Raw genomic sequence first — 26,736 nt, forward strand, 5'->3', positions numbered from 1 at the left:
TGGGTTCTGCAAATAAAACGGTATGCTATTCTAATTGTTTAGTCCCAGATGTTATGTGCTTAGATTTGATTATATTCTAATTTAAACCTATACTGTTGATAATTTCCCACTGGCTACTAATTTTTAGAACAAAAAAACCTCCATTTGGAGGTTTTTAATTTCTTAAACACTTTATTTTTAATTGTTTGGCCAATTACCCCAATTACTGCAGTGCCCTGCTTTATCAGTTTTCTCAACCACTCTGTTTACACCAGAATATCCTGCATTCATTAACGCTCTAGGAGAAAAATGAATCTTTCCATTGCTTGGTGTTATAGATACCGTTCCAAAGTGTGCCTGACTTAAGGCATGCCCTGTTTCATGTAGGGCTACTGTCTCAAAATCAAATCCAGTACCAGTGGCAACTCTGTCTTGCCAGTTAAAAGCATCGTTATAATATATTTCTTTAATGGCTACATCACGAACTCCATCTTCATTAATATCTTCTGTCCATACAAGTGTAAAGGTAACCCCTAAGATAGAATTACCGCCACCCAAAAGATCAAAGAAACCTTGTGGTAAAACACCAGCCTGAACGATCACACCAGGGAAAAATCCAGCAGAGCCACCGTAACCAAAAAATACATTTGAAACAAAGCCAAGGTCAAAATTAGAAATACCAGCATTAGGGATTGTTAATCCATCAGAGCAAGTAACTGCATCCCAAGAATTTCTTACGGTTTCAAGAGATGGTAAAATGTTTAATCCTGAAGCGGTTATTGCCTGTGTGCCATCAACAATATAAGGTACGGTTTCTCCACCCAGATTTCGCGGATCATTAGGGACATAGTCTGAACTTAATTGCTTGTTCCCTCTGTCATCAAAGAAAACGGTTCTACCAACGCTATCAGCAGAGAAATACTCCATTTTTTCCAATTCAATTCCATAAGGTTCGAGTAATACGTTTAATTCAGAAGCCATGCTCTGCAAATCTTCATCACTTCTACTTGTCATGTCAGATAATTTGATCTTTGAAAAGTTGCTCATGTCTACTTTTGTCATAGAAAGGGTAACTTCATTTTGAGTTTGAACTGCCTGAACATCTTCTGTTTCCTGAGTATCACAACTGGCGAATAGCCCTAAAATTGCAAGGGATGCTAAAAATTTGTTTTTCATTTTGAAAAATGTTTTTGGTTTTAATAAAATTTTGGATAAATCAATTGAATGTAAATAATTATTGTGAATTTAACAAGTATTAACTTAAATTATTATAATTATTTCATTTATTATAGTTAATTCTTTTCTTTCTATCAATAGATGACTAATAGAAATTCTAAGAGCAAATTACAAACATCTCTTTTTCATAGTTGAGAAGATGTATATACGTAGTTTGTCTGGAGACTAAGCAAGTAATTTTTGTTCGCAAAAAGCTTTCTACACTTTGGAAAAAGATAAAATCCTATATAAATACGCGCTCTTTTTATATTGAAGGCAGGTTTTATAAAAACAAACCAACTTCTGTATCTTTGAAAGTAAAAAGTGTGTTCCTATATTTTGGTAATATTCCCTAAGAGTAAGAGCGTCCACCAAGAGAAAAAATGAATTCTGATGGAGATCAGGATACAAAAGAAAACATAACAAATGACAAAAACAGCATTTATTACCGGAGCTACCAGTGGTATTGGGAGAGCAACGGCCAGAGAATTTGCCAAACAAGGAATTCATTTAATTCTTTGCGGACGAAGAAAAGACCGACTGGAAAACTTGCAAATAGAACTAGGCCTACAAACCAAAGTGCATACCTTACAATTTGATGTTCGGGACAAGGAGGCGGTAGCCAATGCAGTAGCTAATTTGCCAGAAGCATTTTCGCAAATAGATATTCTGGTCAATAATGCAGGAAACGCACACGGGCTGGACCCTGTACAAACAGGTTCTACAGAAGATTGGGATGCCATGATAGACATCAATGTAAAAGGACTTTTGTATGTGTCTAAAGCCATTATTCCACAAATGGTAGCAAGGCAATCTGGGCATATCATCAATATTGGTTCGCTGGCTGGGAAAGAAGCCTACCCAAATGGCACTGTATATTGCGGGAGTAAGCATGCGGTAGATGCTATTAATAAAGGAATGCGTATGGATTTAAATGCCTACGGAATTAAAGTCGGTGCCGTTAATCCGGGTTTGGTAGAAACCGAATTTAGCAATGTTAGATTTAAAGGAGATCAAGATAGGGCAGATGGTGTTTATAAAGGATTTGATCCGTTAACTCCAGAAGATGTAGCAGAAGTAATTTGGTTTATGGTATCGCGCCCAAAACATGTAAATATTGCAGATTTGCTATTGTTACCCAACGCACAGGCTTCCAGCACACAGGTAAAAAAAGAACTTTAGTTTTATGTATTTTTAAGCTCTTTAAAAACGAATAATTATGAGCGTAACCAACAGACCTAATGGGAGTTTGTATACTGAAATTTCTAATGGCGTAGCTTCCTTAGAATTTGGGCACCCAGCTAGTAATTCTTTTCCATCAGAACTGCTGGAACGGCTCACGAATGAACTTTATAAGCTTTCAGAAAATAAAACAGTTTCAGTGATTGTTTTGAAGTCTGAAGGAGAACGTGCTTTTTGTGCAGGAGCTTCTTTTGATGAATTAGTAGCCGTTACAAACCTAGAAGAAGGCAAGGCATTTTTTAGCGGATTTGCTAATGTGATTAATGCCATGCGGAGCTGTTCTAAGCTTATTATAGGAAGAATACAAGGAAAAGCCGTTGGCGGGGGTGTAGGCCTTGCTGCTGCTTGTGATTATGTATTGGCAACAGAGGCAGCTGCTATTAAATTATCTGAGTTTACTATTGGTATTGGTCCTTTTGTAATTGCCCCAGTGGTAGAACGAAAAATGGGAAAAGCTGCGCTAGCAGAACTTACCTTGGCGGCAGATGAATGGAAAAGTGCCTATTGGGCAAAGGAAAAAGGCCTGTATGCAAAAGTATTTGAGAAAATAGGGGAGCTAGATGAAGAGGTAGCAGTACTGGCTAGAAAATTAGCATCCTATAACCCCGAAGCTTTGCATCAAATGAAAAAGGCATTGTGGGAAGGAACAGTACATTGGCATGAATTGCTTTCTGAAAGAGCAAAAATTTCTGGAGAATTGGTTTTATCTCCTTTCACCAAAAGGGCCTTGAGCAAGTTTAAAAAATAGTTATTTTTAAGACCAAACAAGCTGTATTAAAAGTTTGATCAGGCAATTTCATTCCGGAGAATTATACATTTTTATATTCTGAAGTTTTGGATTTTTATTCTTTACAAATCTTACCTTCTTGGGTAATCACCTCCCCATCTAGTTTGGTGAGGGTGGCTTTATAAATCATACACCTTCCTTCAATCTTTATTTTTTCTACTACAATACCGTTATTATCATTGATAAATCGTTTTTGTTCATCGGTTTCCGCATCAGCTTCTTCATACGTCATTCTATACGTGCAGTCATCTATCCACTCCAGATTTACAAATTGAGGTTCGCTTTCCTCTATACCACCTTTAAATTCCATTTGTGTATTTGATTCTCTGATAACTTCCAAGGCATTAGGTTCTCCTTTTTCACCAGGGATACTAAAAGTACCTTCTTTAAAATCGGTACATTGAAGCTTTTGAGAAAAACCGTGTAAAGAACACATAAAAAAAATGAGAAGATAAAGAAAGTGGTTTTTAAAGATCATAATTATCAGAATTTGCTGCTATTTATAATAGCTAACTTTAAATGTAGGCTTTTATTTTGTTCTGCTAAAAATATCAATTCCATAACACATATTAAGACGTATAGCTTTTATTTAACCACTATTTCTAAATTCTTTTTGTATTTTTAAAAAAATCCTTTGCAATGCCTTCTACTGACCAATGCAAAAACTGTGAGAAAACTTTTGACGCAGCTTTTGATTATTGTCCGTATTGCGGACAGGAGACTGCCGATAACCTAACTTTTGGGGTACTTTTTAGCAATACCATTAGTAATTACTTTTCTATAGACGCCCGATTTTTTAGAAGTTTTGTACCCTTGCTAACAAAACCAGGCGTTCTGGCAAGACGTTTTGTAGACGGTAAAAGGCTCACCTATTTGCATCCGGCACAATTTTATTTATTTATTTCTGTAATTTTCTTTTTTGTGTTTTCATTTTCCGTAAGAAAAGCAGATACAGCTATGTCTGAAGCTTTAAAAAAAGGATTTGACAGGGAAATTACCATAGATACCCTCAGTATAGAAAAAGATTCCATTGCCATAGAACAAGCAAAAAAGGTACTAAGAGATAATCAGAAGTATACCGGAATGTCTGAGGAAGAATTAAAAACAATAGATTCTGTGATGGAAGCAGACGAAGTACCTGTAAACCTATCTTTTACATTTAAACGAAAAGTTTTAGACTCCCTTATAAAATCAAAAGCACCAAAAGAGGAGCAGTTGGCAGCTATGGGAATGGCTGAAGATGCAGGTGTTTTTACAAGAAAAATGTATGGACAAATACTTAAGTTTTATAAACAAAAGGGAGGCGGTATTTTGAAAACGCTTTATGACACAGTCCCTATTGCGATGTTTTTCATGCTTCCGTTATTTGCTTTTTTACTTAAAATCTTTTATTGGAAAAGGGCCACTTTTGCACATCATATGGTCTTTGGTTTTTACTTTTTCACCTTTATTTTTTCCTCATTTTGTGTGTTATTACTAGCAAAAGAATTTCTGGAAATACCTATTTGGATTCAGGTACTCTTCTATTTATCCTTTATTCTTTACCTCTTGTTGGCACTTCGTAACTTTTATAAAAGCAGTTGGTTAGGAGCCATCATAAAAGCCAATCTCATTTCTTTTATTTACATGCTTTTTGTGGTGCCTGTGGCAGTATTTGGAATTATGTTTGTTACTATCCTGTTGTACTAATTAGTTTTAGTAACCTATGCCTTCTGCAGTCTAATCGCCTTGAAGAGAGTTCTTGTTTATGCATGCCAAAGTTATATCTGCCTTTGCTATATATGGAAGCGTATTAAGGGCATCAAGTATTGTTATCAATGCCCCCAACCTATTCATATAAAGGGTTTCCGCTTGATATGAAAATCTTAATTTGCAAGGATCATTTATTCCTACATCTTAAAACATTCTTTTTTATAATAGTTTCAAAAAATCATACTTCCTGAGAACTCAATGTACAACGATTACTAAAGTTTAAAATTAGGACCACCTGGCTTTCTTTTGATACTATTTTTAGTGGGAGTACCCATTTTCTGTTTGCTTTTTTGAGCTAAATTTTTTGGTGTAAAAAATTTGGCTAAATTTAAATCATTTTGATTTTTATTACTAACATCGGATAAAATAATACCAATTCCTCTCTCTAATTCTTTAAGAAAAAGTTCAGCATGAGCGCTAAGCTTCTCTTTAAAAATTTCATTAGACTCGTCTTTAAATTTTGAGATAATTTCTAGTTCATGTGCCAAGATAGATACTTGTTTTTGGGAATCAAAAAGTGGAGATTCTAATGCTAGCGTTGGAATAGCAGCCCTACTAATAAGTGCATCTATTTTTGATTTGGACTCATGTAAGATTTCAGCATAGGGGGTATCTAAACATACATCCTCTCCCATTCTATCTTCTTTTTTAGAAGCAATTCCTTTTGCGGCGTCCATTTCCTCTGGGAAAGTAGCTAGTGGATTTCCATCTACTTCAAGAACTTCTAAAGTATCAATTTTAGCTATTGATTCGGGAAGTGTGCTAATTCTGTTATCGTCTAGTACAAGTTTTTGTAAACGCTTCAATTTTCCAATCTCAGGTGTAACATTCTCTATTAAATTTCCCCATAGGTTAAGTTGTTCTAAACTCTTCAAATTGGAGAATTCATCAGGAATAGCGTTCAATAGATTTCTTTCGGCTCTAAGCGCTACGAGCTGTCTTAATTGAGCTATTTCTTCTGGAAAAGACCTTAGCTGGTTATAGCTGATCATTAGGGAATTCAATTTTTTCAACTTACCAATACTTGCAGGAAGTTCTCTGATCTGATTTCCCCATAATTTTAGTGTTTTAAGGCTTTTTAAATCTCCAATTTCTTCTGGGAGGGTTTTCAACTGGTTTCTGTCTGCTTCCAGAACTTGTAAACTTGGTAGGCTTCCAATACTTATAGGTAATTCCTCAAATGAATTTTGTCCTAAGAGAAGTTCTTCTAAGCTAACGAGGCCATCCATTTTTTCAAGCAATGCTATCAACCTATTGTTTTCTAAGTTAAGACTTTCTAAAGATGATAATTGATTGAACTCTTCTGGGACTCTTGTAAAATCGTTATCGCTTAAGTCTAGGTGCCTCAGGCTCTCTAAAGATAAGAGATGTGGTGTAAGCTCTTCCAGATCGCTATTTTGCAAGCCAAATCCTGATAATTTTAATGAATCAATTTTAGGTTCATGGATAAATTCATCAACTCTAAATTTGTTTTCACTCATATAATTTACATTTCGCTGCAATGACTCAATGACAGACATTGCGCGTAAAAGCGGGGGGACAATTCTCATTAGATTTTAATATTATTTAGGAGGGTTAAATTTTTTGGAAATATTCCAAAGTCAATTGTGAATAAAATATATAAATACCCCCAACAGCAAGCTCAAAGATTTTTATGCTAAAAACATATTGTTTTCTATATCAGACTACTGAAGAAAAAATAAAATGTTTTGTGAAATGATAGAATTCTATTTCCATGTTTTTTTGGAGTATCGTTAAATAGACTTTTACAAAACCAGAGTAATAGTATTTTAAATGAGGACGTTCATGGTTCATCAAAATCGGGAAAGCCAGATAGCCTTTCTGGAAATAGAAGGATGTAAAAAGTATATTACTTCAAGTGAAGTAACCTGCAAAAGGCCATTGATTTTATGCTATAGACAAACTATACAGCCTTAGATAATTCCTTGCAATGAGAAGGGCGAAAACCTAGAATTAATAAATAGAGGATAAAACAAAGTACAAAAATACCGTTTTGTAGAAATAGCAGAAAGGATACACTTTGTGCTGCCAATTGTAAAGCCCCTCCTGCAAAAACAATGAGAGAAGCAATTATTCCCCAAATAGCAAGCCATTGATGAACTAGTTTTGTTTTGAAAAAGAAAAAATATAGAACCATTCCTCCAACAGCATAGAGTATTAGCATTATAAAATGAATCCAGTAATACGCTTCGTAAAGCATGCTGGAAAGAATTGTATAGTCTTCTGGGTTACTACCGCCGCCCATTTCAAACTCTGAAGCTACAGTGAGTAAAGAAATATGAATCACGTTGCTAAGGGTAATAATAGTAAAGTTTATGAAAGCAATTCCGGTATAAGCTAGTGCCATACGAGTACTGAATTTTTTAATAAACGGATACAAAAAGATAGCTATGGCAACACCCAATGCACTCCCAAACATATCCAAATAAATAGCTTGTTTCATTTGAGAACTACTCTTAATAAGCTCTAAAAGAAAATCTACTGTATTGGCATCAATGCCACTTAAACCTCTTAGTGCTGTTCCGGCACCTCCGGTTATTACGCTAACTAAAAAGAGCAAGCCAAGAAGCCTCCCTGAATTTTTGGTGAGTTTCATATAAATTGGTTTTTTGATTGATGATGCTTGATTAGTAACAATTTAAGCGTATTTGTTACATTAAATTACCATAAAGTAGGTAAAACTTGATGTTTTTTTCAAGTTATTTTATGTTGAGCAGAACTAAGTATTTGATGGATGTTTTTTTCAAATATATATTTGCGTAACCAAATGATTACATATATATTTGTAATCAATTAGTTACACATTTTATGAGAAGAGATGTTTTTCAGGCAATTGCAGACCCTATTAGACGAGAAATTATACAGCTTCTAGCTACGGAAACTTTAAGCGTGAATGAGGTGGCAGAAAAATTTGATATCAGTAGACCTGCCATCTCAAAACATCTAAAAATATTAAACGAATGCGGGATCATTCATTTTAACCAAATAGGAAGAGAACGTTTATGTTTAATTCAACCACAAGAATTGATTCCGGCTTTTCTATGGATACGACAATACCATAAACTATGGGAAGATAGAATAGATTCTTTTGAAAATTATGTTAATCAAATTCAAATCCAAAACAATAAAGATGAGTGATTTAGCAAACAGAACAATAACAATTAAAAAAACCTTAAATGCCCCGTTAAAATTAGTTTGGGATGCATGGACACAAGAAGCACAAATCCTCAAATGGTGGGCACCCAATGGAATGGATATGAAAGTTACTGAACATAACTTTAAAGTAGGTGGAAAGTGGAAATATTCCATGCCTATGCCAAATGGAAAAGAATTTATATCAGAAGGAACTTATAAAGAGATTGTTGATCTACAAAAAATTATCACCTCCGCCGATTTTAAACCAATGACAGAAGGAGTAGAGTTACAAATCTATTTTGAAGCAGATGGTGCGCAAACAAAATTTACTTTTAGTGTAATTCACACTACCTCCGAATACTGTAAACAACAAGAAGAAATGGGAATTTATAATGGTTGGGGTGCTGCTTTTGAACGATTAAGAACTGTTTTGGAAACAGGCTCAAGCAATTAAATTAGTACTAAAACTAAAAAAACTGCTAGCGAATACCCGTTTGAAATTAGAAGGAGTTATTTCCCTTTTAACATAATTAAATGAAAAATTCTTATTTTTAGTACGTATCTTGATATGTTGAAATACAGCTGTTTACAGGTTTATTAAAACAAACAAGCATAAAAATCTTTGGAAAATGAAAAAACTACCGCTCTTTCTCTTCTTACTTCTTTTGTATGCTCATAACGTATCTGGTCAATCTGTATTTGAATTGAGCCCATCACAAAGTATGTCAATTACGGGTAAAGGGTCTGGTAAAGATGCTGCCCTAAATCCATATTCTAATGATGATAGGAGTATTGCAATTATTGAAAACATTGGTGAAAATGATGTTGTTATAAGAATTCAAGAAAAAGGAAAAGTGATAGAAAGGAGCATTCTAAAACCAGCAGAGATCAAAAAAATGGACTTATTAAAAGAACAAGAACTCTATTTAGACAGCGAATTAAAATCAAAGGCTAGCGTTGATTTTCAGGCAAAAGCTGAATAAAAAGCTTATCGGTAAGATGCTTCGCTAATGGGTGTTTTGTTTTTGTAACTTCATTTTCTGGTATGCAAAAAATCACAAGTATCTATTTCTATTACTGGTATTGCGATAAAGGTATCTGTGACTTATGTTGAGACTTTTATTTTTTGTCTCAGAATTAAAACGTACTAGCATATCAGACAATGTTTGTTTTTCAACGCAATCGATTTCATTAAAAAACAGTCTCATTCTTCTGTAAGGATAAAGTTTTGTATTTTTAGCATCACCACAAGCACATTTACTAGTACATTATAAATGCATCACTCCCTGAAAATTAAAAATATTGTTCTTCAACAGAACAAATGGTGCCATACTGCAAATTTCTTTTCTGTTTACCATTCATATAACTAACTAGCCACTAATTAGAACTACAAATGACATCTTACACTGTAACCCAAATCAACGACCTTATAAAAGGTGAATTAATAGGAGATACCACTCATAAAATTGAAAGTCCTGAAGAAATAAAAAAAGCGAATGAAACTCAAATTACGTTTATTGGAAGCAGTAAGTATGTAAAGTTTTGGGCAGACTCTAAAGCATCTGTTGCTTTTGTAAATGAACATGTAAAGATAGCACCTGGTGACAATCGCGCGTTTATTAAGGTAAAAAATGTAGATTTAGCCATGGCTCAAATATTAGAGCTTTTTAATCCGGCTCCCCCTGTTTTTGATATAGACATTCACCCCACTGCGGTAATACATGAAACCGCAAAAATTGGGAGTGGCTGTAAAATTGGTGCCAACTGCTATATAGGTAAAGATGTGGAGTTAGGGAACAGTGTAACTTTATACCCCAATGTTTGTGTCTTTGATGAAACCATGATAGGCGATCATACGACCGTTTGGTCTGGAACCGTAATTCGGGAGCGCTGTATTATTGGCAGTCATTGTATTTTTCATACCAATGTAAGTATTGGAGCAGATGGTTTTGGCTATAGACCTAGTGAAGATGGCAGGCAACTCGTAAAAATACCACAGATAGGAAATGTTATTATAGGGCATTATGTAGAAATTGGTGCCAATTCTTGTGTTGATAGAGCAAAATTCAGCTCTACTATTGTAGGCGATGGCTGTAAAATTGATAACCTGGTACAAGTAGCACATAACAGTATTATGGGACGCTCTTGTATTATGGCAGGGCACAGCGGACTTGCAGGTTCGGTTACCTTAGGTGATGGCGTCATTATTGGGGGAAGTGCTTCTATTAAAGACCACACAACCATACATTCTGGTGCCACTGTAGGTGCGGGATCTGGAGTTATGAATGATGTAGAAGCTGGAAAAACCGTGTTAGGATATCCGGCACAAGACGCTAGAGATATGCTAAAACAGTGGGTAGCGATAAAACGTTTTATGAAAAATCAATAGTGTTTTCTATTGTTGACGAGGATAGCAGTGAATGAATAGCCAGTAAAATTAACGAACTATCTATTCCAGTTTTGGTTTTGTTCTAGGATAAAAATTTAAGTGTAAGGGGGTGCATTGAGCGGGAGTGGAACTGGAAGGCAATCCCAACCACTTCATTTATAAAAAAACGGTCATTTTGAAGAAGCATAGCGACTGAGAAATCTGCTTGATGGTTAGCACAATGCTTTATAGCAAACCAAAAACAAACTGTTAGCAAAAAAAAGAGCTGCCACTATTCTTAAACCAACTCCAAGCCCTACGGATTCCCGTAAGTTTATTAAACACCGCTGTTTTATCTTGCCTTTAAATAAGAAATCTTTGTGTTCAGCATTATTTTCTTACGAATAAATACGTGTTTCGAGCTATTTTATAAGAAAAACCATTAGTTTTTGGTAAGTTTGGTTGGTACTCTAAGGTATCTCTAATCGTTTTTTACACATCACTGTTAGGCTGAACATAGATAAAACTTTGTTATATGGATATTCAAATTGTTTCACTAATATTAGGGTCTTCATTAGTCTCTGGCATTGTAGTCACTCTTATTAATCATGTTTTGATAAAAATAAGACTCATGCAGAAACAAAGCTTTTACTTGCTCAGGCACAAAAATCTGAAAACGAAGCAGAAAAGCTTCGAACCGAGTTAAGTATTCAATCAAAAACACTTCAAGAACAAATTGAAAAACTTTATTACCCTGGAAAATACTACGATGATTATCGATTAGCATTTCCTGCTCTAGAAAAATGCGTTGAAGAATATATATATGACCATTCGAAATCATATCAGAGTAATGTAGAAGTACCATTAAAATTATTAGCGGTTGCAATGACTTTTTCTTGGAAAAACTTTATTTGTCATTCAATTCCAATATTGTTAAGAAAATATCCAAGCATTAAAATTCAATTACAAGTTTTATTCGTTTCTCCTGAATATTTGGAAAAATTATCTCTTTCAAAACATGAGACAAATTGGATTAAGGAATCAAATGATAGAATACTTGACATTGATGACTATTGCAAAACTACGGTAAAAGATTTTAAAGAAAGATTTGAGTTTATTGCGAGAACTTATGAGAACTTACCACATTGGCATGGATGGATGGTTGGAGAAGATCATTTATTTCTTGGTAGAACTAAATGGTATTTTGATAATGAATTGCCTAGACTTAGTGTTGGTCAAAATGAGTATAGATACTTTAATTCAAGTGAAAAACAGGGCAGAGAACGAATTGAACTTTATAATTCTTGGTACCAATTTTACCAAGATCATTTTTCTAAGAATATTTCATGCGGCGAATGATAAAACTACTACCGTCAATACACAATCGTCCATACCCCACCAGTTTGCAACTGCTGACATCGCAATGGTAAAGTCTCCCTCAGCCCCTCTTTTCAAGATCATTCTTATGATAATTTCGTAGGTGTAAACCTAAAGCATCATTCTGGATTCTTTTGTTTCGTTATTTGAATCCTGAGCAAACATTATAAGATAAAATCAACACTTTATATACCATAGCGATGCCCATTAATAGAGGCAACCAAAACGGTTGCAAAATTACTAACGCAACGTTTTGCGTTTTATAGCATCTTTAAAAAAAGACTTCATGAAAAAACTTAACGTATTTATAAGAATTTTTATCGGACTACTTATTTTTTCTTGCGTTTCAGACGACGATAATTCACAACCAATTTCTGAAGCGAATAAAAAAAGGCTCATTAAACTAACTAAAGAAAGTGATTACCAAAACAATGAACGATATTTTTTTTACGATTCGGATAATAATGTTACCAATATTAAGACTTTTAGTCCATTAGATCAATCCACCCCAGATGTATTTAATATTATTTTTAACTATGAAAATAATTTAATTATATCTTCTTCCGTTTACAAAAATCAAGCACTAATCAGAACTATTGAATATAATTATTTGAATGATAATTTAACCGAAATGGTATTTTATGATGCTAACGGGATAAAAGATGATAAATTAGATTTCCTCTATAATTCTGAGAATAGAGTTGATAGCATTTATAGCCATAGTAGTTATATTGAAAACGATTCACAACGGGCTGATAATTTCACTTATAACACTAATGGTAACATTGTAATAGCAGAAGGTTATTTTCATCGCCAATTTCAATACGACACAAACCCAACCCCAAGTAATAACTTTACGAATGCAAATAAAATTATTTTTGCAGCTGATTCTTTTACTAATACTTTTTGTGAAAACAATCAAATAAAATGTACATTAACCACTTATCGTGAAGGGCATGATCCATATATAAGACATATCAACACTTCTATAATTTATGATGCTGATGATTACCCAATACACAAAACTATCTTTCAAACCAAAGATGATGGAACTGTTATGAGCACTGAAACAATGACATTTGAATACGAATAAAAACAGTTGGTAGCTTTAGTCAAATAATCCTATGCTCACACCAGTTTCCAACTTGGTCGTATTTCCCATAGTAAACCCCAACCCTATTTATTTCCAAAATAAAAGCAGTTTTTTTAAAGTTTTGCTAGTGCTATTTCATAAATTTTAAAAATAATAGTATTTACAGCGGGGAGCCATTTTTTTAAGAAGCTCAAAAACACTTACAATTCTAGGAAAAAAGCGTAGAAAAGTAATTCTAGGCTTTATATATAGACTATGTTTAAATATTGATTTTTTCTCACATTCATAAACGATATATATTTATAGCAAATTTTGATAGGTTTTAGACAAACTGCCGTTGGTAGTAATTAAAACAAACAAACTTGCGAATTCAAAATCCAAATACTTCCTATCGATATAGACAACTAGGAAATTCGTGGGTGAATACTTTGATCGAACTTAGTATGTTATGGTTTTCCAAATAAGAAGGATTAAGTGGTTTTTTCGATGGCTTAGGCTATTCTTTTCAATACGATAAAGTATTAAAACACGATGAACAAATTCTTCGATTACAAAATATTTGGAGTGTTGCTTGTTTTACGATTAAATGGGATAATCCTACAATGTGATCACATTGCGCTAATGATTATTCAGGAATATTTTTGGGCTATTATAAGGTAGAGCAAGACAATGACATAAATAAAAATAATTCAGAATATAAATCATCCGGCTTATTCAATCCAGGGTGATTTTTGGAAACCAATTAATTATGACATCGATATACCTCAAATATTTAGGACAGAGGAAGAACCTTTAACAATTAAAAACAGTCATTGACAATATGAAGATGAATGGAGACTTGGATTATTAGAATCTTATGATAAAATAAATTACAAATGTTGTAGGCACTACTTCAAAAATGCATTATCTGAAATAATTTATATTGAGAAATTGAAAATGAATGAATTTCATACAATTATAAAAAATAATGAAAGAATCTAATCTCGATATAAAGTTTTGTAAAGTTAAGATTGGGAAAAGAATACGAATTACGAAAATAGAAGTAGTAAAGTAATATTAACTACAACCAGCAAATTACGAGTATAATCAATGCGCTTCTATATATTTATTCCTAGGGAACAAATCCATAAGCACATTGATTAACTTTTCTTAATTGGTATATACATAACATCAATAAAACTAAAGATAAACGAAGTATTAGCTCCAGTTAGAAAGGATAATGTTTGGATACATAATTTAAGAGCAGCTTGCTATTGATGGCAAGTCTTTATTTTATCTTTCCGTAGCCGTTGGTTGGGCAAAAATCTATTGCAGATCACCAACAAAAAAATAATTAGTCGCACCACCATGATCTCGACACCAACGATCGCCTCCTTGAATCACTGAATCCATTGATTCTGCTGAAGCACTAAATGTAGCTCCATCTGCACAAGTGACTGTACCTGAACCAGATCCTTGAATTTTTGATAATGATTTCCTGTCGATTCTGTATTCTGAAAAAATTTTTGAAAACATAAAATGTAAGTTTAAGTTGTTATTATTGTAGGAATATACAAATAATTTTTTATTTCTAGCTAGATAGGGATAAAAGATTGTTAATTGTTGAATATTGGTGTGTATAGTTACTTTGAGTATCCCCTCCCGCCAGTTTTCAAATACTAGCATTACCAATAGTAAAACCCAACCCTATTTATTTTCAAAATAACAGCATCCTTCCTAAAGTTTTGTCTGCTGTGAAACAACAATTTCAAACAATTTATTTAAAAAAAGTATGTGAAAAGTAAAATCTTCACATGGTAAACTATACTCTACATGCTTTTGTTGTCTTAGTTTCCAAATATCTTTTAAAGTCGTTATAGCTCAAATCTTTTTTAAAGTATCGCAGCTTTTACCCAAAACCCCCGCAGGTTTGCCTTCAATGTTGCGGAGGTTTGGGTCTAAACATGCGGAGGTTTTCACTCTTTCCTCCGCATGTTTCACTTAAAAGACTTAAAAAAAGGTTTTTGAGGTGCTTTTGTGGGGGTAGTTTGCTTTGCGTGTAAAGTATAGTTTACATTAATAGGTGTGGTTTATGGGTAAATAAGATATTTAGAAGTGAATTCTTTTTTTTCCTTAAGAATAAATTTAAAGAAACCATATAGAGACTATGCAAATAAGAAAGATTCCTGAAACGGTTGGTGCTTATCTATCTCTTTGGTCTTTTTTGCTTCTCCAAAAAAGAAACAAAAAAAGAGGCCCACCAACTCTATACAACATAATCATAAAGACGTATCAAAAAGTACGTAGAGAAGCATGAGCTGAGGTGCTCGAAGCCCCGTTTTAAAATAGCGAGATCTCATGAACCATTTAGAACACTTCGCAGTGCATCGCAACGTAAGATTGCAAAAAAGCTGGCACTAAAAGTATAAACTCTTAATGCCAGTAGTTATTATTTCAATAGTATGCGCTACCGCACTACCTCAACCCATTGCCCTTTGGTGCGCACCAAATAATCATTATCATACATGGCTTCGCATTGTACACCGGGTAAATAATAGGTGCCTAAATAAGACGCATTGAGCAATACTTTTACGGTTTTACTTTCATAGCCTTTTAAGTCAAAGTAGAAATTGGCACGGTCATCTCTTAAGTCGGTATACGTAACTTTATTAGCTGCAAAGTTTCCAAAGTCTGTAAAGCGTGTGTTTACAATTTCCCAACCGCTAGGGAAGATCTCCGCCAGCGCAATATCTCTTACCTTTTCTCCTTTTTTATTGGTAATGGTTACTTCGGCTACAAAATCTGTACCCTGTGAGAGTTTGGAAATATCTATGGTTTGTCCGTCACGGTTTTTAAACTTCATCAAAGCCGTCAAATTACGTTGCTCCACTTGCTCTTCGCCTACTGGAAGGATGCCAGAATTGACAACTCTTATAAATAAGGTGCTTTCGCGGTTATTGGTAAAGCTGAGTTCATTTGTGCCTTTTTTAACCGTTAGGGTTCTTCCGGCCAATGCTTTTTTACTACTCAAGGTTTCCGTTTTCCCATTTATGGTATAGCTCACATTCAATTCTTTTCCGCCTACCAGCTTTGCAAATTTTGCGATGGCCAATAAACTATAAGAGGTACTTTGGGTACTCATCCATTGGTTACTGCTCAAGGTATTGGCTACGGATTTTGCTAACTCCTGTGCCTTGGTTTTATCTTCTAAAATAGTATAGGTCTCTAATGCCATGGCACGGTTTCTTTCTGGGGAACCATAGGTTAAATAGCTATAGCGTACTGGTTGAAAATCAATATTAGTATTGGCTAAGATCTCTTTGGCAGCACCTTTTTGCCCTATTAAAGCATAGGCAGCGGCAAGGCGATGCTTTCCTTCATTAGAGATTCCCGGGGTTTCTCGCAGTCGGTTCATAGAAGACACATCTGGGTTTCCGGCAAGTGCCAGCGTGTATAATCTATACGCTTGCATTAAGTCGGAATTATTATTGGTTTTACGCCATTGTTTAGCGGCTTGCTGCTGATAGTTCACCCAGCTATTTTTAAAGCCAATAGGCACTACATAGCCTCTTTTTTTGGCTTCTAATAAGAAATGACCTGCGTAGCTGCTTCCCCAGTCGTTGGCATAATTTTGCCCGTTCCAATAAGAGAATCCGCCGTTAGGCAATTGATAACTGCCCAGACGTTTAATTGCGGAGCTCACATTTGCCTGTATTTTCTTTTTCTTATCTAGGGTAAGATCAAAAATATCTCCCAAGAATAATTGTGGAAATGCCGCTGAGGTGGTTTGTTCTACGCAGCCATGCGGATACCGGATAAGGTACTGCAAGCGAGAGGTGAAATCCATAGGTGGTAAAGTAGAAAGTTCTATCTCTGCTGTGTTGCTTCCGGCAATACCAAAGGTTTCTAAGGAAAGTGTTTGCGTAGCCTTGGCATCTGCGGTGAGGTCTGAGACTTTGGAGGTTACCGGATTAGGATTCACTACATCTATCTCTACTTCATAGGAGGCTTTTTCTCCGTTTCCGGAGGCTTCTACAATTACTTTTCCGATGCCGGAGAAATCTGCTACTTCCAATTCAAAATACGCCATTTTCTCATCTGGCTGTGCAAAGGAAAGTTGTTGCGTTGCTTCGCCATTTACCTTAAATGAAGGGTCTGGTTTGATGCGGATGCTTACATTTTTCACCTTTTTTTCCATCGCAAAAACAGTCACTGGAAGGGTTACTTTTTCACCGGGAGTAATCTTTCTTGGTAAAGATGCTAATACCATCAACGGCTTACGCACGGGAGTGGCTTTTTCTGCATTGCCATAGGCGCCTGTACTTTCGTTTCCGGCAATCACCATGGTTCTTACAGAACCTATGTATTTAGGAATGTCAATTTTATGGGTTTTGGTTTCTCCTTTCTTTAAACTAAAGGGTCCTAGATAGACTACCATAGGTTTAAAGCGATTGGCTTTTTTGTTTTTGGCACCCGCAGCATCTTCATCACCACCAATAGCAAATACTTGATCTATGCGTCCGCCAAAAGCGCCAATCACATCATCATACACATCCCAGGTTTTTACGCCTAGAGCTTCGCGTGCATAAAAGGTATTCCACGGGTCTGGTGTTCTAAACCGGGTAAGGTCTAATAAGCCTTCATCTACCACGGCTACCGTATACGTCATTGCCTTCCCTTTTTCCTCACTTACTTTTACGGTAACGGTTTCTTCTGGGCGTAACACATCTGGCATCGCAATTTTTGGCGCTAGCCTGGTTGCAGGGTCTTCTACCATAATGGGTACTACACCATACAAACGTATGGGCAGATCATTAGCAGTAGAGGCATGCGGTTGCAGTAGACTAATATGAATATACACATTGGGTGTGTATAAGGAGGTAATGGGTATTTCAAACTTGGTTTCGTCTTTGGTAGGGGTTACCCATAGAGATTCTAGTACTTCACTACCGTTTTCTACGGTTACTAATGCACGCCCTACCGCACTACTTGGGAAGGTAACAATGGCTTTTTCGCCTACATTATAGGTTTTTTTATCGGTAGAAAAGACCAACATGGTGGCGGCAGAAGGATCATTCTTTCTGGATTTTCCTGCCCAGCCCGGCCAATCAATATATATGGTTTTTCCGGTGGTATGCCCTCCATTTGGGTCTTCTACTCTTACCAGATATCGCCCCCAATTAGGATAGTCTAACTGAAACTCAAAATCGGCTTTGCCATTGCTTCCTGTGTTGATAGTTTTTTCAAATACTTTATCGCGGTACTGACTCCCGCTATAGGAAGAAATATTATCTGCGGAAGTATCCCACCACCATCTCCAGCTTACTTTGTAAATAGACACTTTAAGATTCTTAGCTGCTTTGGGGTTGCCTTCTTCATCTACACTCACCACTTCAAAACGGTGTTTGGTATCTGTAAGTAACATGCCTCTTGCTTTGTCTCCTTTAGGTGCATTTAGCCCTATATAAGTGCCGTAAGGCGAATAGGTTTTGGTAAAAACATCGGTGCTAAAATCGCCCCCATTTTCATAGACCTTGGTAATAAAGGAAGCTTTGAGCATACCCGGTGCCTTGCCGTATAATTGCGGTTTTAGGGTAAAGCTGGCTTTTCCTTCTTCATTTAAGCGTCCGTTAAAGACTTGCTGCTCTTCGGTATTAAAACTTCTGGAAGGGTCATCAAAAGTATAACCGGGAAATTGTTTAAACGAGGTTGTTTTGGCACTAAACTTTGCTTGTACATCTGCTTTGAGGTTACGGGCAATAGCACCGTGTAACCAAGCTACTTCCAGATTGCCCTCTACGGGTTTTACAGAGGAGATAATTTCTGCCTTAAAGTCGGCTTTTATTTTTAAGCGATTAGGTTTAATGGTTTCAATCTTGATGGTTTTATTAAACTCGGCGCCTCCAACAGCTACTTTTGCTTGCCAGTTTCCGGTGGGTGCATTTTCATTTGTGGGGATGGTAAAATTGTAAAAATTGTTAAGGCTATAGGTACGCACCTCGCGGCTGATGATCTTGCCATAAGGGTCTTTTAATTCAAATTTTACCGGATGCGTATCTGGTAAATCATTGGCTTTGTCATTGAGAATAAAAGAGAGGAAAAGCGTATCGCCAGGTCTCCAAACTCCTCTTTCCCCATAGAGGTAACCTTTGAGTCCTTTTTGTAATCTCGCTCCAGCAACATCAAATTTACTAATGGAAAGTGCGTTCCCATCATTGAGTCTCACGTAGCCTTTTTGTTTTCCTTTTTTGGCTATGGCAAAAAAGGCGGGTTTATCGGCATCAAAAATAGTGGTACCGTCTACATCCGTGAGTTTACTCCCCATTTCCTGCTGCTGGTAGTTGTAGAAAGTTACTCTTACACCTTGCATAGGGTCTGTAGACACAATATCATTCACACTTATAAAGTAAGATTCGTTCACACCTTTCTTTACAGTAATTCCAAAATCTGAAGCCAATACATTGGTAGCTACTTTTTTATTGCGGTAATAACTGGTATGACATGGGTTTTCACGCTCATTCCAGTTGTAATCATAGTCATAGTAATAATCGTCATAATAATAATTCTCATAACTATCCCAGTTGCTGGTCTCTAGTTCTTCCTCATCGTAATTAGTTTCTTCTTCCTCCTTAAAATTATTACTGTCACAGCGGTAACTGCTGTAGGCAGGTCTAAAGTCAAATTCTACTCTGTAAATAGCACCTTTTTCTGGACTAATAAGTTCTTTAAGGTCTAGCGCATAGGCTTTCCACTTGGTGGTATTGGTAGAAAGATTGTTTTGTAGCGTGATGGTTTTCTTTGCTATAGGCCTTGCTACCCTGCGAAGGTTTCCGGTTCCTGAGAGGTTATTTTGTTGTAAAAATTGCAGCACATTGTTCTCAAAAATGCGTACAACAGTTACGTCTACTTTCTTAAGATTTACGGCTTCAAAATTAATTTTCAGGTTGTTTGAGGAAGGAAGAATAGTTCCACTTTGCAGCAAACGCACTTCGGGTTTAATCTGTTCAAAAGCGATGAGTTCTGAAAAAGGACTCTTTAATTTATAACCATCTGTGCTGGAAATTCCCTGAAAGATCTCTAGTGTTGCTGTTCCTTTAATTTCTTTGTTGGGATAGGCTTTGAGGATGTTATTTTCTACACTAAATTTTAAATTGTTGACGCCTTGAAGTGTTATAAGACCATCAAAGTTCTGTTTCTTTTTAAGCGGATCTGAAAAGTTGATCTCTACGTATTGAGTATCTCCATCAAAAACGGAAACATCTACTACGGTAAAATTATTTTTCCCTGGAATCTTGATAGTAGCCTCTCCTTTGGTTTCAATTGAAAAGGGCGCCCCATCCCAGCTTATGTCTAACTGAGAATCTTCTTCAAAACGTTGTATGCTATCTATTTTAAAGTAAAATTGTGTTCCTTTAGCGGTGGCTTCATCTAGCTTTACCGCTACTGTTTTCCCTTTCTGATTTACTTTAATAAGTTTTTTTGCCGTTTCTAGAGAAAGAATGTCACTACTGCGCAAAGTACCTTCTATATATTGCCAGTCTTTTGAATAAGACTGTAACCTATCTGTATGAACATTAAACTGTTGTTTGAGTGTTTTTACTTTAAAGGTAAAGTTGTCAAAACCTTTAGGAAGCTCTTGAATAATATCTTCTAATGCAAGGGTGAATTCGTATTCCTGATTACTTTTAAATCCGTTTTCTGGAATAAAAGCAATGGTTTGGTTGTTCAAGGCTACTACTTTTCCGCTTACTTTGGGCGATACTTTAAATAGGTTGCTATTAACCTCCTGATTGTCTTCCCAGCCTGCAACGGGATTTCTTAACACCACCCTAATATCTGATTGCGCAGAGACGAGTCCTTGAGAAACTTCGGTGACGTATTCCCGGTATTTAAAAAGATTATCTATTTGTTCTTGAATTTCTTCTTCCTTGTTTTTACAGGAGAAAGCCGTCATGAAAAGGAAGGCAAAAAGCAGCAGTTTTTGAATACGCATTTTGAAGAGGGTGTTAGTTATAAGGGTTAGGCTAATATACAGGGTTTATTTTTCATTGTCTTTATAAATACCAATGGTAAGTTCGCCGTCTTTGTTCATATGTGCCCGGTACATGCCGGCAGTATTAAATTCCATAGCAATATTTCCATACCCATCAATGGCTACAATACCACCATCGCCTCCTAAATCAGGTACTTTTTTCTGGATCACTTCTCTCGCTGCTTCTTGTAAAGAGATACCTTTGTATTCCATTAAAGCAGAAATATCATAGGCTACAACACGCCTAATAAAATATTCTCCCCATCCGGTAGCAGAAACCGCACAGGTGTTGTTATTGGCATAGGTTCCGGCGCCAATAATAGGTGCATCACCTACACGCCCCCAGCGTTTGTTAGTCATTCCTCCAGTGGAAGTACCAGCAGCAAGGTTTCCATCTTTATCTAAAGCAGCACAACCTACGGTTCCAAATTTGGTATTTTTAAGTATCGGGTCAAAAAAGAGTGCTTGACCATCGTGATCTAGTTCAACTTTTTCTCGTTCTATAGCACGTTGTAAAGACTTCCATCTATTTTCAGTATAAAAGTAGGAAGTATCTACTATTTCCAGTCCTTGTTGTCTTGCAAAATATTCTGCTCCCGGGCCTGAAAGCATTACATGTGCTGATTTATCCATCACGGCTCTTGCCAAATCTATAGGATTTTTAACCGTAGTAACTCCTGCTACTGCTCCCGCATTTAATGTTTTACCATCCATAAAAGAAGCATCTAATTCATTTTTACCCGCATTTGTAAATACGGCTCCTTTGCCTGCGTTGAATAGAGGTGAATCTTCCATAATATTAATAGTAGCTTCAACTGCATCACTACTGCTACCTCCTTTGCTTAATAACTGATAACCAGCACGTATGGCCTCTTCTAATTTGTCTTTATACGCTTTTTCAAGTTCGGGGGTCATATTTTTTTTGAGGATGGTTCCAGCACCTCCATGGATAACGATCCCAAAATTTCCAGGTATTTTTTCAGGTTTTGAGGGTATTTTTGAAATTTCTGCAGGATTTTTTTCAGTGGATTTTGGCTGACAACCAAGGATTAAAATAAAAATGGAGAGTAATAGAAGATGTATAAATTTCATGTTTATTTTTTTACAGATCAATAAAAATAAGAAAAATAAGTAGCCTGTTCTGCTGAATTCTAAAATTTTGAGTAAATGAACCTTATTAAGAGTGTGGTATTTCTTACTATTTTCTAACCTAAAAATAACATTTATACCTTTGAACAGCGTGAATTGTAGCTTAAAAAACTCCTCATACTCAACGGGAATCCGTAATTTTAACAAAATTTCAATATATGTCTGTACCAAAACCTTTCAACCTCAATCAGTGGATTGAAGAAAACAGGGATCTATTAAAACCTCCGGTAGGGAATAAAAATTTGTATAAAGAAGCAGCTGATTATATTGTGATGGTGGTAGCTGGGCCAAATGCAAGAAAGGATTACCATTACAACGAAACAGAAGAATTATTTTATCAGTTAGAGGGGTCTATTAAAGTAATTATTCAGGAAGATGGGCAACGAAAAGAAATGGAACTCCATGCAGGAGATATGTATCTGCATCCAGCAAAAGTACCGCATTCTCCTGTGAGGGCTGAAGGTTCTATTGGGTTGGTGATTGAGCGTAAACGGGCAGGCAAAGGTTTTACAGATGGCTTGCTTTGGTTTTGTGACAATTGCAACCATAAGCTACATGATGTTTACTTTGAACTGCATGATATAGAAAAAGATTTTTTACCTCATTTTCAGGACTTTTACGGTTCTAAAGATTTGCGTACTTGTACTAATTGTGGTGCCGTTATGACCGCAGATGAAAGGTTTACGAAAAAACAATAATCTTTAATAAGTGCTGCTATATGAACTTACCTTTAAAATCTTCAGGTACAATTACTCAGTTCTTTATTAAAAAAGGCATCCTTACTATTGAATCTGTCTTAAAATGGGTACAGGATTTACCTTATGCCAGAAATGAAGATCGCTCAGATTTTATACAAGTGCTAATAGACGACAGAGGAACTTGTAGCACCAAACACGCCTTAGTTAGAGCTTTGGCAATTGAAAACAATATAGAAAGTATTCAGTTATTAATGTGTATTTATAGAATGGGTATTAATAATACATCAAATATTGATGTTATTCTCAATACTTTTCAACTTCCTTATATACCAGAAGCACATTGTTACCTATGCGTTAATGGCACTAAAATAGATATCACCAATAAGCAAAGTAGTTTTTGTAAGATTGAACATGATATTATAGAAGAACAAATTATTCAACCCTGCGAAATAGGTGATTACAAAACTGAATACCATCAAACCTATATCAAGAATTGGATTCGTGAAAAATCAATACCTTACTCATTTGATGAGATCTGGAAAATTAGAGAATTATGTATTAAAGCATTAATTTTTAACTCCTAAAAATAGTTTTAAAAATTAGAATACGTCTCTCCCCTTTTTAAAAGATGTGTCACAAATAGCACATTACTTTCGCTTGGCTTTTTCATTTGCGCTCTCCGTTTTAAAGTTATAAATTTAAACACGTAATCACTTACCTTGTTTATTTTATGGGCAAAGAATACATTATTTCACTAGATCAAGGTACTACCAGTTCACGAGCTTTACTTATTACCCAAGAGGGAAAAATTGCAGGAATAGCACAGCAGGAATTTGAGCAGATTTTTCCAAAATCTGGATGGGTAGAGCATGATCCCATGGCCATTCTTGAGAGTCAGTTAGCAGTTTTCAAAGAAGTAATGCAAACACAGAAGGTAAAAGCAGAAGAAATTAGGGGTATTGGAATTACCAATCAACGTGAAACAGCGGTTGTTTGGAATAAAACTACAGGAAAACCAGTTTATAATGCAATAGTTTGGCAAGACAAACGCACGGCACCTATTTGTGAAGATTTAAAGAGAAAAGGGCTGGCAACATATGTAAAGAAACATACCGGATTGGTTATTGATTCTTATTTTTCTGGCACTAAAATAAAATGGATTTTAGATGAAATTGAGGGGGCACGGGAATTGGCATTAAAAGGCGACTTACTCTTTGGAACTATAGATACCTGGCTGGTTTGGAATCTTACCAAAGGAAAGGTACATGCTACTGATTATTCTAATGCCTCCAGAACCTTATTATACAATATTCATAGCTTAGAATGGGACCAAAAAATGCTGGCAGCACTAGAGATTCCTGCTACGATGCTTCCAGATGTAAAACCCTCGGCTTTTCATTATGGTGATTATGAATTAGGGGGTGTTAATATTCCTATTGGAGGCATTGCCGGAGATCAACAAGCCGCTTTATTTGGGCAGGGATGTTTTAAAAAGGGAACCGCTAAAAACACCTATGGTACCGGTTGTTTTTTATTGATGAATACAGGGGAGCAACCGCAAAAATCTGAAAATGGCCTGCTAACAACCATTGCTTGGGGGTTGAATGGAAAAGTAACCTATGCGCTAGAAGGGAGCATTTTTATTGCAGGTGCTGCAATACAATGGTTGCGTGACGGATTAGAACTGATTGAATCTGCTGAGGAAACACAGGGATTAGCGGAATCCGTTAGCGGAGAAAACCCAGTGTATGTAGTTCCTGCTTTTGCCGGGTTGGGAGCGCCTTATTGGGATATGTATGCAAGAGGAGCTGTCTTTGGTTTGACACGGGATACAGGCAAAGCTCATCTTACCCGTGCTACCCTAGAGAGTCTTGCGTACCAGACAAAAGATATTCTAGATGCCATGCAGGAAGATTCAGGGATTAAACTTTCAAATTTAAAAGTAGATGGAGGTGCCGCTGCCAATGATTTCTTAATGCAATTTCAAGCAGATATTTTAGGAACTGAAGTACATCGCCCCGCAGTAATTGAATCTACAGCAATGGGTGCGGCTTTTTTAGCGGGGATTACGGTGGGTATGTGGACGCAGTCTGAAATAAATCAACAAAGAGAACTAAATCGCATTTTTACTGCAACATTTGATCAAAAAAAGAGAAAAAGACTATACAAAGGATGGCAAAAGGCCATTGAAAGAACTAAAAATTGGTATGAAGAAGATTAAGTTTTCAAATTTAGAAAGAGACAAAACAGTTAATAAACTTAAAAAAACGGTCTTTGATCTAGTGGTGATAGGCGGTGGAATTACGGGTGCTGGCATCCTGTTAGACGCCGCTTCTAGAGGCATGAAAGTAGCGCTGGTAGAGAAAAATGATTACGCCTCTGGAACCAGTAGCAAGTCTACCAAACTTATTCATGGAGGATTGCGATACCTGAAACAATTTGATTTCTGGCTGGTAAAGGAAGTAGGTTCAGAAAGAGCAATTGTGCATAAATTGGCACCACATTTAGTAATACCCGAAAAAATGCTATTACCGCTTATTGAGAATGGCTCTTATGGAAAATGGCTTACTTCAATTGGGTTGAAAGTATATGATATTTTAGCACAGGTAGAAGGAGATGATCAGCGTAAAATGTTAGAGAAAAAAGAAGCCTTAAAACTAGAGCCTTTACTGCCTAAAAAAATATTGAAAGGAGCAGGGTATTATGCTGAGTATCGCACAGACGATGCAAGACTTACTACTGAAAATATCAAAACTGCACTACAATATGGAGGGATTCCTATTAATTACACTAAGGTAACCAACTTTGTTTATGAAAATGAATCGGTAGCAGGACTCAAAGTAAAGGATGCCCTTACCGGAGAAGCGTATGAAATTAAAAGCAAATATGTCATCAGTGCAGCAGGCCCTTGGGTAGACGAATTACGTGAAGTAAATAACTCTAAGAAAGGAAAACAATTGCATTTAACCAAAGGGGTACATTTGGTATTTCCATATGAAAAACTTCCGGTAAAGCAATCTGTTTATTTTGATATCCCAGACGGACGAATGATGTTTGCTATTCCAAGAGGTAAAATAACCTATGTTGGTACTACAGATACCAACTACAACGAAAACAAAGACAACGTTCAGGTAGATCTGGCAGATGCTATTTACCTGATCTCCGCCGTAAATAATATGTTTCCTGATATCAATTTGGAAATGGAAGATATTATTTCAACCTGGGCAGGCTTGCGTCCTTTGATTCATGAGGAAGGAAAATCGGCATCAGAACTCTCTAGAAAAGATGAAATATTCACCTCTGATACCGGACTTATAAGTATTGCTGGTGGGAAACTTACCGGATATAGAAAGATGGCAGAACGAGTGGTGAATAGAGTGGCTAAAAAATTGGAGGAGGATTATGAAATAGAAACCAAAAAATGCTTTACTGATGAAATTCCATTAATTGGAAATGATGGATTTACTTCTTATAAGGATGTAAAAATATATATTAAAGATCTTTATAGCCGTATGCGGGAAGATGGTTTTGAAGAATATGATGCCTGGTTTCTGGTAAGTAATTATGGAAAACAATCAGAAACTATTTTAGCTATTTATGCTACGTTGGTAGGAGGTAGCATTCATGAACGTTTGGCAAGAGCAGAATATAGATTTGGAGTAGCTTATGAACAGGTGCGTTACCCTATGGACTTTTTTATAAGGCGTACGGGGCGTTTGTACTTTGATATTGATGGTCTCAGAAATTTACTAGAGCCCATTCTAAAAGAACATATGTTACTTTTTAAAAAAGACACAGAGGAAGCTATTGAAAAATATAGAAGTATTCTCCATAAAGAAATAGAAACACATTCAGATTTTAGTTTTGATAGAGTCTAGTTTTGCATAAAGACTTATTTTTATTTAATTC

Annotated in this window: 20 protein-coding genes; 13 read left to right on the plus strand and 7 right to left on the minus strand. The window is 35.9% G+C overall.

Translation table 11 applies throughout. The features are described 5' to 3' along the window. Window positions 1–177: 177 nt before the first annotated feature. Entirely contained in the window at window positions 178–1,155 is a 978-nt protein-coding gene (locus WBG07_RS05280) for a M10 family metallopeptidase domain-containing protein (protein WP_340199473.1), read from the minus strand. A gap of 465 nt (window positions 1,156–1,620) precedes the next feature. On the opposite strand from WBG07_RS05280, the gene WBG07_RS05285 reads away from it, so the two are divergent. Together WBG07_RS05285 and WBG07_RS05290 are read left to right on the plus strand one after the other, a co-directional pair. Next, window positions 1,621–2,376 (plus strand): SDR family oxidoreductase, encoded by a 756-nt coding sequence (locus WBG07_RS05285; RefSeq protein WP_340199474.1) that lies wholly within the window; start codon window positions 1,621–1,623, stop codon window positions 2,374–2,376. A 37-nt stretch (window positions 2,377–2,413) separates the two neighbouring features. Then, complete coding sequence (locus WBG07_RS05290; protein ID WP_340199475.1) at window positions 2,414–3,184, plus strand: enoyl-CoA hydratase/isomerase family protein; 771 nt, start codon at window positions 2,414–2,416, stop codon at window positions 3,182–3,184. A 94-nt stretch (window positions 3,185–3,278) separates the two neighbouring features. On the opposite strand, the gene WBG07_RS05295 is transcribed toward WBG07_RS05290, so the two are convergent. After that, on the minus strand, window positions 3,279–3,701 hold the full coding sequence (locus WBG07_RS05295) for a hypothetical protein (protein ID WP_340199476.1): 423 nt from the start codon (window positions 3,699–3,701) through the stop codon (window positions 3,279–3,281). 161 nt (window positions 3,702–3,862) lie between these two features. Between WBG07_RS05295 and WBG07_RS05300 the strand changes: the two genes are divergently transcribed. Beyond that, window positions 3,863–4,912 (plus strand): DUF3667 domain-containing protein, encoded by a 1,050-nt coding sequence (locus tag WBG07_RS05300; RefSeq protein ID WP_340199477.1) that lies wholly within the window; start codon window positions 3,863–3,865, stop codon window positions 4,910–4,912. 275 nt (window positions 4,913–5,187) lie between these two features. On the opposite strand, the gene WBG07_RS05305 is transcribed toward WBG07_RS05300, so the two are convergent. Together WBG07_RS05305 and WBG07_RS05310 are read right to left on the minus strand one after the other, a co-directional pair. Continuing rightward, window positions 5,188–6,456 (minus strand): leucine-rich repeat domain-containing protein, encoded by a 1,269-nt coding sequence (locus tag WBG07_RS05305; RefSeq protein WP_340199478.1) that lies wholly within the window; start codon window positions 6,454–6,456, stop codon window positions 5,188–5,190. Window positions 6,457–6,899: 443 nt separating this feature from the next. Then, entirely contained in the window at window positions 6,900–7,592 is a 693-nt protein-coding gene (locus WBG07_RS05310) for a DUF4386 domain-containing protein (RefSeq protein WP_340199479.1), read from the minus strand. A 212-nt stretch (window positions 7,593–7,804) separates the two neighbouring features. On the opposite strand from WBG07_RS05310, the gene WBG07_RS05315 reads away from it, so the two are divergent. The 6 genes from WBG07_RS05315 (at window position 7,805) to WBG07_RS05340 (ending at window position 12,969) form a co-directional block, all read left to right on the plus strand. After that, window positions 7,805–8,134 carry an ArsR/SmtB family transcription factor gene (locus tag WBG07_RS05315; RefSeq protein WP_340199480.1) on the plus strand — a complete coding sequence of 110 codons (330 nt, stop codon included), beginning with the start codon at window positions 7,805–7,807 and terminating at the stop codon, window positions 8,132–8,134. Then, window positions 8,127–8,585: an SRPBCC family protein gene (locus WBG07_RS05320; RefSeq protein WP_340199481.1), complete on the plus strand. Its 459-nt coding sequence runs from the start codon at window positions 8,127–8,129 to the stop codon at window positions 8,583–8,585. Before WBG07_RS05315 ends, WBG07_RS05320 begins: the two co-directional genes overlap by 8 nt. 175 nt (window positions 8,586–8,760) lie before the next feature. Continuing rightward, a complete protein-coding gene (locus WBG07_RS05325; protein ID WP_340199482.1) occupies window positions 8,761–9,114 on the plus strand; it encodes a hypothetical protein in 354 nt (117 codons plus the stop codon). Between the two features lie 410 nt (window positions 9,115–9,524). Next, on the plus strand, window positions 9,525–10,520 hold the full coding sequence (lpxD, locus tag WBG07_RS05330) for a UDP-3-O-(3-hydroxymyristoyl)glucosamine N-acyltransferase (RefSeq protein ID WP_340199483.1): 996 nt from the start codon (window positions 9,525–9,527) through the stop codon (window positions 10,518–10,520). Window positions 10,521–11,384: 864 nt separating this feature from the next. After that, window positions 11,385–11,858, plus strand: coding sequence for a hypothetical protein (locus tag WBG07_RS05335; RefSeq protein WP_340199484.1), 474 nt, complete (start codon window positions 11,385–11,387; stop codon window positions 11,856–11,858). A 304-nt stretch (window positions 11,859–12,162) separates the two neighbouring features. Then, entirely contained in the window at window positions 12,163–12,969 is an 807-nt protein-coding gene (locus tag WBG07_RS05340; protein ID WP_340199485.1) for a hypothetical protein, read from the plus strand. A 1,305-nt stretch (window positions 12,970–14,274) separates the two neighbouring features. Here the strand turns inward: WBG07_RS05340 and WBG07_RS05345 are convergent. From WBG07_RS05345 to WBG07_RS05355, 3 genes are all read right to left on the minus strand, one after another. Continuing rightward, entirely contained in the window at window positions 14,275–14,634 is a 360-nt protein-coding gene (locus tag WBG07_RS05345) for a hypothetical protein (protein ID WP_340199486.1), read from the minus strand. A gap of 781 nt (window positions 14,635–15,415) precedes the next feature. After that, window positions 15,416–20,941, minus strand: coding sequence for an alpha-2-macroglobulin family protein (locus WBG07_RS05350; RefSeq protein WP_340199487.1), 5,526 nt, complete (start codon window positions 20,939–20,941; stop codon window positions 15,416–15,418). 45 nt (window positions 20,942–20,986) lie between these two features. Then, window positions 20,987–22,072, minus strand: a complete 1,086-nt coding sequence (locus WBG07_RS05355; RefSeq protein WP_340199488.1) for an isoaspartyl peptidase/L-asparaginase family protein — start codon at window positions 22,070–22,072, stop codon at window positions 20,987–20,989. A 215-nt stretch (window positions 22,073–22,287) separates the two neighbouring features. Between WBG07_RS05355 and WBG07_RS05360 the strand changes: the two genes are divergently transcribed. The 4 genes from WBG07_RS05360 to WBG07_RS05375 all read left to right on the plus strand — a co-directional run bounded on the left by WBG07_RS05360 (window position 22,288) and on the right by WBG07_RS05375 (window position 26,705). Continuing rightward, complete coding sequence (locus tag WBG07_RS05360) at window positions 22,288–22,827, plus strand: 3-hydroxyanthranilate 3,4-dioxygenase (protein WP_340199489.1); 540 nt, start codon at window positions 22,288–22,290, stop codon at window positions 22,825–22,827. A gap of 20 nt (window positions 22,828–22,847) precedes the next feature. Next, window positions 22,848–23,411 carry a hypothetical protein gene (locus tag WBG07_RS05365; protein ID WP_340199490.1) on the plus strand — a complete coding sequence of 188 codons (564 nt, stop codon included), beginning with the start codon at window positions 22,848–22,850 and terminating at the stop codon, window positions 23,409–23,411. 146 nt (window positions 23,412–23,557) lie between these two features. After that, complete coding sequence (gene glpK, locus WBG07_RS05370) at window positions 23,558–25,048, plus strand: glycerol kinase GlpK (RefSeq protein ID WP_340199491.1); 1,491 nt, start codon at window positions 23,558–23,560, stop codon at window positions 25,046–25,048. Beyond that, window positions 25,035–26,705: a glycerol-3-phosphate dehydrogenase/oxidase gene (locus tag WBG07_RS05375; protein WP_340199492.1), complete on the plus strand. Its 1,671-nt coding sequence runs from the start codon at window positions 25,035–25,037 to the stop codon at window positions 26,703–26,705. The genes glpK and WBG07_RS05375 overlap by 14 nt, the downstream gene beginning before the upstream one ends. Window positions 26,706–26,736: the final 31 nt, after the last annotated feature.

Origin of the sequence: Ascidiimonas meishanensis (assembly GCF_037782385.1) — a bacterium.
Taxonomy (GTDB): Bacteria; Bacteroidota; Bacteroidia; order Flavobacteriales; family Flavobacteriaceae; genus Ascidiimonas; species Ascidiimonas meishanensis.